10 protein-coding genes are annotated in these 11,443 nt (G+C 71.9%); 2 read left to right on the plus strand and 8 right to left on the minus strand.

What is annotated here, in order from left to right:
• Positions 1–121: 121 nt before the first annotated feature.
• The 7 genes from UO65_RS32185 to UO65_RS32215 form a co-directional block, all read right to left on the minus strand.
• Complete coding sequence (locus tag UO65_RS32185) at positions 122–2,824, minus strand: DEAD/DEAH box helicase (protein ID WP_233427934.1); 2,703 nt, start codon at positions 2,822–2,824, stop codon at positions 122–124.
• Positions 2,825–3,010: 186 nt separating this feature from the next.
• Complete coding sequence (locus UO65_RS32190; RefSeq protein WP_084176448.1) at positions 3,011–3,892, minus strand: diacylglycerol/lipid kinase family protein; 882 nt, start codon at positions 3,890–3,892, stop codon at positions 3,011–3,013.
• A 59-nt stretch (positions 3,893–3,951) separates the two neighbouring features.
• On the minus strand, positions 3,952–4,902 hold the full coding sequence (gene tatC / locus UO65_RS32195) for a twin-arginine translocase subunit TatC (protein WP_084176447.1): 951 nt from the start codon (positions 4,900–4,902) through the stop codon (positions 3,952–3,954).
• Positions 4,903–5,038: 136 nt separating this feature from the next.
• The gene (tatA, locus tag UO65_RS32200; protein WP_035290577.1) at positions 5,039–5,353 is read right to left on the minus strand and encodes a Sec-independent protein translocase subunit TatA; all 315 of its coding nucleotides are present in this window, start codon (positions 5,351–5,353) and stop codon (positions 5,039–5,041) included.
• Positions 5,350–5,634 carry a bacteriophage holin gene (locus UO65_RS37740; protein WP_324608994.1) on the minus strand — a complete coding sequence of 95 codons (285 nt, stop codon included), beginning with the start codon at positions 5,632–5,634 and terminating at the stop codon, positions 5,350–5,352. The genes tatA and UO65_RS37740 overlap by 4 nt, the downstream gene beginning before the upstream one ends.
• Before the next feature lie 12 nt (positions 5,635–5,646).
• A complete protein-coding gene (locus tag UO65_RS32210; RefSeq protein WP_035290581.1) occupies positions 5,647–6,621 on the minus strand; it encodes a helix-turn-helix transcriptional regulator in 975 nt (324 codons plus the stop codon).
• On the minus strand, positions 6,618–7,592 hold the full coding sequence (locus tag UO65_RS32215; protein WP_035290583.1) for a helix-turn-helix transcriptional regulator: 975 nt from the start codon (positions 7,590–7,592) through the stop codon (positions 6,618–6,620). Before UO65_RS32215 ends, UO65_RS32210 begins: the two co-directional genes overlap by 4 nt.
• Before the next feature lie 365 nt (positions 7,593–7,957).
• Here UO65_RS32215 and UO65_RS32220 point away from each other — a divergent pair, with 365 nt between their 5' ends.
• Positions 7,958–8,161 (plus strand): cold-shock protein, encoded by a 204-nt coding sequence (locus tag UO65_RS32220; RefSeq protein ID WP_035290586.1) that lies wholly within the window; start codon positions 7,958–7,960, stop codon positions 8,159–8,161.
• An 82-nt stretch (positions 8,162–8,243) separates the two neighbouring features.
• On the opposite strand, the gene pafA is transcribed toward UO65_RS32220, so the two are convergent.
• Positions 8,244–9,602: a Pup--protein ligase gene (pafA, locus tag UO65_RS32225; RefSeq protein WP_035290589.1), complete on the minus strand. Its 1,359-nt coding sequence runs from the start codon at positions 9,600–9,602 to the stop codon at positions 8,244–8,246.
• Between the two features lie 147 nt (positions 9,603–9,749).
• Here pafA and UO65_RS32230 point away from each other — a divergent pair, with 147 nt between their 5' ends.
• Positions 9,750–11,243, plus strand: coding sequence for a bifunctional phosphatase PAP2/diacylglycerol kinase family protein (locus UO65_RS32230; protein WP_035290591.1), 1,494 nt, complete (start codon positions 9,750–9,752; stop codon positions 11,241–11,243).
• The last annotated feature ends 200 nt before the right edge of the window (positions 11,244–11,443 follow it).

Raw genomic sequence — 11,443 nt, forward strand, 5'->3', positions numbered from 1 at the left:
AGCACATGATCGCCATAGGGGCCCCGGCCAAACACATCCACCCACCCGGGCACCCACGACAAACAGACCGGGCTCGAAAGCCGAGCGCACCCACCCGGGCGCACCACACAACGGCCGAAACTCAGGTCGCCGCCAGAGCGACCACCCCACGACGGATCGCGCGCACAGCCTCGTCCGCCGCCTTCCCCACCGGATCGCCCCGGCCGACCACCGTGCCGATCTGGTCCAGCAGGTCGATGACCTGCCTGCACCAGCGCACGAAGTCCCCGGCGGACAGCTCCAACCCCGCCGATTCCGCCGCCGTGATCACCTTCTCCAGCGACTCCCCGCGCGCCCAGCGCAGCACCGTCCAGGCGAACCCGGGGTCGGGCTGCCGGGTCCGGTCCAGCCGGTGGTGGCGCTCGTCGGACTCCAGTTCGGCCCACAGCCGCGCCGTCTCCGCGACCGCGTCGGCCACCGCGCCGCCGGGCAGTCGGGCTTCCACGGGTCCGTCGCGGCGGGCCTCGTACACCAGGCACGACACCACCGCCGCCAGTTCCGGCGCGGGCAGTCCCTCCCACACGCCGTTGCGCAGGCACTCCGCGGCCAGCAGGTCGGACTCCGAGTACAGCCGCGCCAGCCGCCGCCCGTGCTCGGTGACCACCTGTTCCCCGGCCAGTTCGCCCTCACCCGGCGCCAGGTAGCCCCGGTCCGCCAGCAGGCCCCGGATGCGGTCGAACGCCCGCGCCAGCGAGTGCGTCGTGGCCGCGACCTTGCGCTCCACCTGCTCTGTCTCCGACAGCAGCCGCTGGTAGCGCTCCGCCCACCGCGCGTGCGCCTCCCGGTCCTGGCAGCCGTGGCACGGGTGCGCCCGCAGCGCCCGGCGCAACGCCGCCAGGTCCGCGTCGTCCGCGGCACCCGACCCGCGCCGCCGGACCCGGGTCGGGGCCTCGATCCCGCTGGCCCGCAGGGTCGCGGCCAGGTCGCGCCGCGACTTGGGCGAGCGGATGTCCACCTGCCTGGGCAACCGCACCCGCCCCAGCGCCGACACCGGCCCCGGGAAGTCCGCCACCGACAGCCGACCGGCCCACCGGTCCTCGGTCACCACCAACGGCCGCGGCTCACCCGAGGCGTCGAGCCCGGGGTCGATCACGATCGCCAGCCCCGACCGCCTGCCGGTCGGCACCGAGATCACGTCGCCCTTGCGCAGTTGCTCCAGCGAGTGCGCCGCCTCCGCCCGCCGCACCGCCCCCGTCTGCCGCGACAGCGCCTTCTCCCGGTCGGAGATCTGCCTGCGCAGCGACGCGTACTCGGTGAAGTCGCCCAGGTGGCAGGTCATCGACTCGGTGTACCCGGCCAGCGCGTCGCGGTTGCGGTCGACCTTGCGCGACAGCCCCACCACCGACCGGTCGGCCTGGAACTGCGCGAACGACTGCTCCAGGATCTCCCGCGCCTGCCGCGCCCCCAACCGGTCGACCAGGTTGACCGCCATGTTGTAGCCCGGCCGGAACGACGACCGCAGCGGGTAGGTCCGCGTCGAGGCCAGCCCGGCCACCGACTTCGGGTCCACCCCGGGCTGCCACACCACCACGGCGTGGCCCTCCACGTCGATGCCGCGCCGCCCGGCCCGGCCGGTGAGCTGCGTGTACTCCCCCGGCGTCAGCTCGACGTGCGCCTCGCCGTTGTACTTCACCAACCGCTCCAGCACGACCGTCCGCGCGGGCATGTTGATCCCCAACGCCAACGTCTCGGTGGCGAACACGGCCTTCACCAGGCCGCGGACGAACAGCTCCTCCACCGTCTCCTTGAACGCGGGCAGCATCCCCGCGTGGTGCCCGGCGAACCCGCGCTCAAGCGCCTCCCGCCACTCCCAGTACCCCAGCACGGTCAGGTCGGCGTCCGGCAGGTCCCGCGTCTTCGACTCCACGATCCGCCGCACCTCGGCGACCTCGTCCTCGGAGTTCAGCCGCAGCCCCGACCGCGCGAGCTGCGCCACCGCCGCCTCGCAGCCCGCCCGGGAGAACACGAACACGATCGCGGGCAGCAGGTCCGCCGCACCCAGCCGCTCCACGACCTCGGTGCGCGACGGCGGCTTGAACCTCGGCCCCCGCGCCCCCGCCGCCCGGCCGCCCTTCGCCTTCGGGTTGTGCCACGGGGCGTGGACGCGCCCGACCTCCTCGGTGCGCCGCACCAGCGTCGGGTTGATCTTCAACTCGCCGCCGCCGTCGTCCCCGGCGAACAGGTCCATCATCCGCGACCCCACCAGCATGTGCTGCCACAGCGGCACCGGCCGGTGCTCGTCGACGACGACCGTGGTGTCCCCGCGCACGGCCACCAGCCACTCGCCGAACTCCTCGGCGTTGGACACCGTCGCCGACAGGCTCACCAGGTTCACCCACTCCGGCAGGTGCAGGATCACCTCCTCCCACACCGCCCCGCGGAACCGGTCGGCCAGGTAGTGCACCTCGTCCATCACCACGTAGCCCAGCCCCTCCAGGGCCGGGGACTCCGCGTAGAGCATGTTCCGCAGCACCTCGGTGGTCATCACCACGACCGGCGCGCTGCCGTTGATCGACGTGTCCCCGGTCAGCAACCCCACCGACTTCGCCCCGTACCGGGCGGTCAGGTCGGCGAACTTCTGGTTCGACAACGCCTTGATGGGCGTGGTGTAGAAGCACTTGCGCCCCTCCGCCAGCGCCAGGTGCACCGCGAACTCACCGACCACGGTCTTGCCCGCGCCCGTCGGCGCGCACACCAGCACACCGTGCCCCTCCTCCAGCGCTTCGCACCCGCGCACCTGGAAGGGGTCCATCTCGAACGCCAACTCGGCCGCGAACTCCGTCAACCGCGGGTTGGCCGCCCGTCGCCGCGCCGCCGCGTAGCGCTCGGCCGGGGACGCAGACCCACCAGGGGAGGAATCGGGAAGAGGACTCTCAGACACCCCACCAGACTTCCACACCACACCGACACTCGTCGCCCGAACTTCCGCACCCCGCCACCGCGACCGCCACCCGCGTCGACGGGAAAGCGCTCAGCCCACCAGTTCCAGGGCCCCCGGCACGCACTCCACCACCACCGGCAACGGCCCCAACCGCTCCCCGTCCGCGTACGCCACCCACTCGTTGTCCCCGCCCAACGACACCCGCCGCGCCCGCAGCACCCGCACCGCCGGGTGCCCCACGTGCGCCCCCGACCGGATCGTCGGCAACATCCGCACCAGGTCCACCCTGGACACCTCCCCCACCACGGTCAGGTCGAACAGCCCGTCGGTCGGGTCCGCCTCCGGGCACACCGGGATGCCACCCCCGTAATAGGCCGTGTTGCCCACCGCCACCATCGTCGCCGCCAGCTCCAGCACCCCGCCGTCGGTGTCCACCACCAACCGGCTCGGCCGCAACGCCGCCAACTCCGCCACGATCGCCAGGTCGTAGCGCCTGCGCCCGTGCGGCCACCGCATCCGGTTCACCCGCTCGTTCACCGCCGAGTCGAACCCCGCGCACAGCACGCTGGCGAACCACGCACCACCGGCCACCCGCCCCAGGTCGATCCGCCGCCGCGCCCCCACCCGCAGGGCCGCCACCACCGCTTCCACCGCCGCGACCGGGTCGGCGGGCATCCCCAGCGCCCGGACCAGGTCGTTGCCGGTACCGGCGGGCACCACACCCAGCGGCACCCCGTGCTCCGCGCAGAACTGCACCGCCTGGTGCGCGGAGCCGTCCCCGCCCAGCACCACCAGCGCGTCGAGCCCCTCATCCCGGGCGCGCACCATCAGCGCCCGCGACCGCTCCACCGTGTCGGCCTCCACCACGGTCAACCGCGACGACACCGCGCGCAACCGCTCCGCCACCACCGGCGCCACCCGACCCGCCGCACCGTGCCCCGACGCCGGGTGCACCGCCAGCGCAACCCGCAGACCCGCCACCGAACCCCCTCCGAGGACCCCGATGTCCACACCCGACCGGCGGACCCCGGTCAGGTCACGTCGTCGAAGCCCCCGCCCGGCTTGCCCTTCGGCTTCCCGCCCCGCAGCGGCGGCTTCGGCGGAACCTGCTGCCGCGTCGCCGGGTGCTGCTGCACCGGCTCCACCGGGTCCACCTCCACCGGCGCCAACGCCTCGGCGGGCGTCGCCTCGTCGTCGGCCAGGTTCGCGTTCGGGTCCTCCGCGGCCTCCCGGCGCGCCTTGCGCCGGTCGTGCACCCGCGAAAGCTGCACCGCCACCTCGAACAGCACCGTCATCGCCACGCCCAACGCGACCATCGAGATCGGGTCCGTGCCCGGTGTCGCGATGGCGGCGAAGACGAACAGCCCGAACACGATCCCCCGGCGCCACTTCGCCAGGTTCTCGTAGGACAGCACCCCGACCCGGTTCAGCATCACCACCAGCAGCGGCAGCTCGAAGCTCACCCCGAAGATCAGCAGCATCACCAGCACGAACGAGATGTAGTCACTCGCGTTCAACGCCGTGATGAAGAACGACCCGCCGAAGGAGACCAGCACCTCCAGGCCCTGCGGGATCACGTAGAACGCCAACACCGCACCCGCCGCGAACAGCAGCGACGCGAAGACCACGAACACCGTCGCGAACCGGCGCTCGTTCGCGTAGAGACCGGGCGTGATGAACGCCCACACCTGGTACAGCCACCCCGGCGCGGTCACCACCATGCCCGCGGCGATGCCCACCTTGAAGTTCACCATGAACGCCTCGAACGGCTGCGTCTGCAGGAGCTGACACGTCCCGTTCGGCTCGAACCTCAGGTTCGCGGGCAGCGCGCAGTAGGGCTGCTTGATGATGTCGCCCAGCGCGGGCACGGGTCCCAGCGGCGTGAAGAACCAGATGAAGCCGAACACCCCGCCGATGAGGATGATCAGGACCGCCAGGCCGAGCCGGTTGCGCAGCTCGTAGAGGTGGTCCTTCAACGTCATGGTGCCGTCGGGGTTGTGCCGGCGACTCTTGAGTTTCCTCTTCTCGCGGCGGCTTTCAGCCCGGCGGTGCGGATCGCGCGCCACCGTAGGGAACCGAACCTCTCAGTAGTCGATCAGAAGGGAAGACCGGACCGGTTCAGCTCGCGTTCTTCTGCGCCTGGTCCTGAGCCGCCAGCTTCCGCTGCAACTCGTCGATCTCGGCCTTCATCTGCTCCGGGGACTTCTCCGGCGTCGACGGCGGCAACTGCGGCGCGGGCGCCTGCTGCACGGCCGGGGCGGCCTGCTCGGGCTTCGCCTCCGCCTCGTCGTCGCCGCGCATCCCCTTCGTCTCGGCCTTGATGATGCGCATCGACTGGCCCAGCGAGCGAGCCATCTGCGGCATCTTCTTCGCACCGAAAAGAAGAATCACCACCAACGCGATGATGATGATCTCCCATGGTCCGAGATTCATCGCTGTCCTCCTGTCTCGTCCCGCTTGGCCGATGGTACGCGCTCGGCGACGGCGACCCGCAAGGCCGCGGACCGCGCCCGCAACAACCCCGCCCGATCCCCGAACGCCGACCTGGCCGCACCCGCCGCCGACCGAACCCGACCCGCCCCCCGCAGGAGGCGGACCACGAACACGGTCACCAACCCCAACCCGACCAGGACGAGGGCAGCACTCGGCAGGTACGACACCCGCCGGAGCTTACCGGTACACCGGTAACCAACCGCACACCCTTGAGCATGCACAGCGGGGAGAGACTAGGTGGCCGCCAGGTGACGGTCCATCCGGGCGACCGCCTCCGCCGCCTGGCGGCGCAACCGCTGCGCCAACTCCACCGGTTGCTCCACCCGCACCTCACCGCCGAGGCCCAGCAGCAGCCGCACCATCCACGAGGTGTCCGCGTACCGCATCGACACCCGCAACCGGCCGCCGTCGACCTCCTGCACGTCCTCCACCGGGTAGTACTCCGACACCCAGCGCGCGTCCGGCTCCAGCACCAGCGTCGCCGTCCGCTGGTCGGGCTCCGCCCGGAACAGCCCCGAGGAGGTGTCCGTCGGCTCCGCGTACGGCGGCGCCGCCGCGGCCTCCTCCAGCACCACGGCCTCGTCGATCCGGTCGAGGCGGAACAACCGCACGTCCTCGGCGCGGCGGCACCACGCCTCCAGGTAGCCGCGGCCGTCGACGATCAGCATCCGCATCGGGTCCACCACCCGCTCGGTCATCTCGTCCTTGGACGCGGTGTAGTAGGTCATCCGCAGCGCCCGACCGGCACCCAACGCGCGCTGCACCACCTCGCGCGCCTTCGCCGCCCCCGCGCCCTCCCGCACGCCCAGCCCCACCGCGACCCCCGCGGGCCGCGCCTGCCCGGCCGCCGCCTCGATCTTGGCCACCGCCCGCCGGATCGCGTCCGCGTCGGCCACCCCCGGCGTGTCCACCAGCGCCCGCAGCGCCACCAGCAGCGCCGTCGCCTCCGCCCCGGTCAACCGCAGCGGCCGGTTCATGCCTGCGTCGAAGGTGATCGTGACGGTGTCCTCGTCGAAGGAGATGTCGATCAGGTCACCGGGGCCGTACCCCGGCAGCCCGCACATCCACAGCAGCTCCAGGTCCTTGCGCAACTGCTTCGCCGACACCCCGAAGTCCGCCGCCGCGTCGTCGATGCGGATGCCGGGCCGCGCCAGCAGGTACGGCACCAGCGCCAGCAGCCGGGGAAGTCGATCCTGCGCCCCGCTCACAGCCCACCCCCCGCGGCGGCGAGCAGCCGCTCCCGCACCGCCTTGGCCAGCACGTCCGGTTCCAGCACCACCACGTCCGCGCCGTACCCGGCGATCCAGCCTGCCGCCGTGTCCGGGAACGCCAGCTCCAGGTCCACCACGTCGCCCGGCACCCCGTCGACCTCGCGCCGCTCGACCACCTCGGCCCACCGCCGCAGCCCGGCGCCCCGGCCGTCGGCGACCCACAACCGCACCCCGGCCGGGGGCTGCGGCTCGCCGCCGGAACTGGCCACGAACTTCATCAGGTCGACGTCCTCGGGCCTGCTGACCTGCCCGGGCCTGCCGACCTTGCGCACCTCGCCCACCACCCGCGACAGCCGGAAGCAGCGCGGCGCCCCCCGGTCCCGGTCGTGGCCGACGACGTACCAGCGCCCCCGCCAGGACACGACGCCCCACGGTTCGAGCACCCGTTCCCGCAGCTCGGCGGGCGAGGGCCTGCGGTACTGGAAGGCCACCGCCTGCCCGGCCTGCACGGCCGCGAGCAGCGGGCCGAACGCGGGCTCGGTGGTGCGCACCTTCGACTCCACCATCGTCGGCGCGGCCTGGTCGACGTCCACCCCGGCGGCCCGCAGCTTGAGCAGGGCGCCGTGCGCGGCCCCGGTCAGCTCGGGCGAGTCCCACAACCGCACCGCGAGCGCCACCGCCGCCGCCTCGTCGGGGGCGAGGTCGATCTCCCCCAACTCGTAGTCGCGGCGGGCGATCCGGTACCCGTCGACGGGGTCGGCCACCTTGTTGCGGCCGATCTCCAGGGGGATGCCCAGCTCGCGCAGCTCGGTCTTGTCCCGCTCGAAGGTCCGGAAGAAGGCGTCGTCAGAGGGCGCGTCGGCGTATCCGGGGACGATCTTCCGGATGCGTTCCGCACTGAGGTACTGCCGCGTGGAGAGCAGGCACAGCACCAGGTTCACAAGTCGTTCGGCGCGTGCGACGGACACCAGCGCACCATAACGCCCACCCACCACCCGCTCGCACCCACCACGCCCGAACACGCGTGCGAACTCCCCGCAGTCACCCCAACGCGACAACGGTCACACGCAGAGTGAGAAACCACAGTTCACATCCTCCTTCCGTGGCGTCCCTGATCCGCCTCTTCCCTGCTCTGATGAGAGAGGGACGGCCGCCGTTCTGGATATCTTGATAGGAGATAATTGCTTGTTGAACTCGGTTGCGCAGGGGGTCCGAAGCGCCTGCGCGGCTGTGAACCGGGGGAAAGACACATGTGGGATACCGGCGAACGCCGCTATCGTTGATCGGGACGAGGGTGCTGATCGGCGGCACCCGGGTTTGGACAGGAACAGGCATGGCGACTGGCACCGTGAAGTGGTTCAACGCGGAAAAGGGCTTCGGCTTCATCTCCCAGGATGGTGGCGGGCCCGACGTGTTCGTCCACTTCAGTGCGATCCAGAGTTCCGGCTACCGCTCCCTGGAGGAGAACCAGCAGGTGGCGTTCGACATCACCCAGGGCCCCAAGGGCCCGCAGGCGGAGAACGTCGTTCCCTCCTGACCTGGTCCGACCGGGCAGGTCGCACGTGAACGACTGAGGGGCCGCGTCACCCGACGCGGCCCCTCAGTCGTTCGTGCGGCCCTTACAGCGAAGCGATCAGGCGCTCCACGCGCTCGTCCACGGCGCGGAACGGGTCCTTGCACAGCACAGTGCGCTGCGCCTGGTCGTTGAGCTTGAGGTGGACCCAGTCCACCGTGAAGTCGCGGCCCGCGTGCTGGGCGGCGGCGATGAAGTCGCCGCGGAGCTTGGCCCTGGTGGTCTGCGGCGGGGTGTCCTTGGCGAGTTCGATCTCGCTGTCGTCGGTCACCCTGGCCACCAGGTCCTTGCGCTGGAGCAGGTCGAAGATGCCCCGGCCGCGGCGGATGTCGTGGTAGGCGAGGTCGAGCTGGGCGACGCGGGGGCTCGACAGCTCCATGTCGTGCTTGGCCCGGTAGCGCTCGATCAGCCGGTGCTTGATGGCCCAGTCGACCTCGCGGTCGATCTTCGACAGGTCCTGGGCCTCGATCGCGTCGAGGACGCGGCCCCACATGTCGACCACGCGCTGCATCATCGGGTCCGGGGAGCGGCGGGCGACGTGCTCGACGGCCTTGGCGTGGTACTCGCGCTGGATGTCCAGGGCCGAGGCCTCGCGCCCACCCGCCAGCCGGACCAGCCTGCGGCCGGTCAGGTCGTGGCTGATCTCGCGGATGGCCCGGATGGGGTTGTCCAGGCTGAAGTCGCGGAACTGGACCCCCTCCTCGATCATCTCCAGCACGAGGTGGGCGGTGCCGACCTTGAGCAGGGTGGTCGACTCGGACATGTTGGAGTCGCCGACGATGACGTGCAGGCGCCGGTACCGCTCGGCGTCGGCGTGCGGCTCGTCGCGGGTGTTGATGATGGGCCGGGAGCGGGTGGTGGCGCTGGAGACGCCCTCCCAGATGTGCTCGGCCCGCTGCGACAGGCAGTAGACGGCCCCGCGCGGGGTCTGCAGCACCTTGCCCGCCCCGGCGATGAGCTGCCTGGTGACCAGGAACGGCAGCAGCACGTCGGCGATGCGGGAGAACTCCCCGGCCCGGGTCACCAGGAAGTTCTCGTGGCAGCCGTAGGAGTTGCCCGCCGAGTCGGTGTTGTTCTTGAACAGGAAGATGTCGCCGCCGATGCCCTCGTCGGCCAGCCGCCGCTCGGCGTCGACGAGCAGGTCCTCCAGAATCCGCTCACCGGCCTTGTCGTGGGTGACCAGTTGGACGAGGTCGTCGCACTCCGCGGTCGCGTACTCGGGGTGCGACCCCACGTCGAGGTAGAGGCGTGATCCGTTGCGCAGGAAAACGTTCGAGGAACGCCCCCACGAAACCACCCGCCGGAACAGGTACCGCGCGACCTCGTCCGGCGACAGCCTGCGCTGCCCGTGGAACGTACAGGTCACGCCGAACTCGGTTTCGATGCCGAAGATCCGCCGCTGCATTCCCCCAGACTAGGCGCAAACCCCGACGCGGACCGTCTGCCGATCGGGGAGGTCCACAGCTTTGTTATCGAGCGCACCGTGACCGGCCGCTCACCCGGCCCCACCCCACCCGGCGGGCGGTCACCGATTCGGGTTGAATCCACGATCATGTTCGGACGAGTGCGCAGGTCGTTCAAGAGTGTCGGCCGCATCGACGAGGACCTGGTCTACCGCAGCGGGGCGCTGCCCAGGTCACCGCTGGACCCGGCCCTGAAAACGCTGTCCACCTCGGCGAACAAGGGCAGGCTGTGGTTCAGCGTGGCGGCCCTGCTCGCGGTGCGGAAGGGGCCGACCCGGCGCGCGGCGCTGCGCGGGGTGGGCGCGATCACCATCGCCAGCCTGAGCGCGAACCTGGTGGCGAAGAACCTGTTCCCGCGCAGGCGCCCGGCGGCGGACATGCTGCCGGTGCACCGGCGGCTCACCAAGCGGCCGACCAGCTCGTCCTTCCCGTCCGGGCACTCGGCGTCGGCGGTGGCGTTCACCGCCGCGGTGGCCATGGAGGCACCCGCGGTGGCGCTGGTGCTGGCCCCGCTGGCGGCGGCGGTGGCGTACTCCCGGGTGCACACCGGGGTGCACTGGCCGACCGACGTGGCGGCCGGTTCGGCCATCGGCGTCGGCGCGGCCTGGGCGACCCGGCACTGGTGGCCCAAGTCCGACCACGAGGGCCCCGCGCACACCGCCCACCACACCGAGCTGGCCGCCCTGGACGCCGGCGAGGGCCTGCTGGTGCTGGTCAACCCCAACTCCGGCCCGGACAACACCGACCCGGGCGACGACATCAAGCAGCTCTGGCCGCGGGCGACGGTGATCCACCCCTCCCCCGGCTCGGGCATCATCGAGCAGCTCACCGCCGAGGTGGAGGCCGCCGACGGCGCTGTCCGGGCCCTGGGCGTGGCGGGCGGCGACGGCACCGTGGCAGCGGTCGCGGCGGTGGCCGCGGACTTCCGGCTGCCCCTGGTCCTGGTCCCCGCGGGCACGCTCAACCACTTCGCGCGCGACGTCGGCGTGGAGTCGGTGCAGGAGGCGGTGGAGTCCGCCGAGGAGGGCACCGGGGTGCAGATCGACCTGGCCGAGGTGCGCATCACCGACAACAGCGACGTCGAGCAGCGGTGGTTCGTCAACACCGCCAGCCTGGGCGGCTACCCGGAGATGGTGCGCATGCGCGAGCACCTGGCCGCCAAGAAGTGGGGCAAGTGGCCCGCGGGCGCGGTGGCCCTGGCCCGCACGCTGCGCTCGGCCCAGCCCATCCGGGTGGAGCTGAACGGCAGGCCGCAGTTCCTGTGGATGCTGTTCGTCGGCAACGGCACGTACGCCCCGAAGGGCTTCGCCCCGACCCAGCGGCCCGCACTGGACACCGGCCTGCTGGACGTGCGCTACCTGCGCGCGGACCTGCCGTACTCGCGGGCCCGGTTCGTCCTGGCCACCCTGACCAGGACCCTCACCCGCAGCCACGTCTACCGCCAGCAGGACATGGCCGCACTGGACGTGCAACTGCTCGACGGCTACCGCCGCGTGGCCACCGACGGCGAGGTCGGACCACTGGGCAAGCGGTTCGAGTTCCGCTCCCGCCCCCGCGCACTGTCGATCTACCGAATGCCCTGACGGCACCACCCGGCCCAGTCACCCCAAGCCGCCCCACCAACCGCCGGTCCGACCACCAGCCACCCCATACCCCATCGGCGCAGCCACCAGTCGCCCGAACCCCGCCAACGCAGCGGCCGACCAGCCCACCAACCGCAAGCCTGGCGACCCGCCACGCCGAACCCTCAGCGGCGCAGCGGCCGACCACCCCCGCAACCGCC

This window comes from Actinokineospora spheciospongiae, assembly GCF_000564855.1.
In the GTDB taxonomy this organism is placed as follows: domain Bacteria; phylum Actinomycetota; class Actinomycetes; order Mycobacteriales; family Pseudonocardiaceae; genus Actinokineospora; species Actinokineospora spheciospongiae.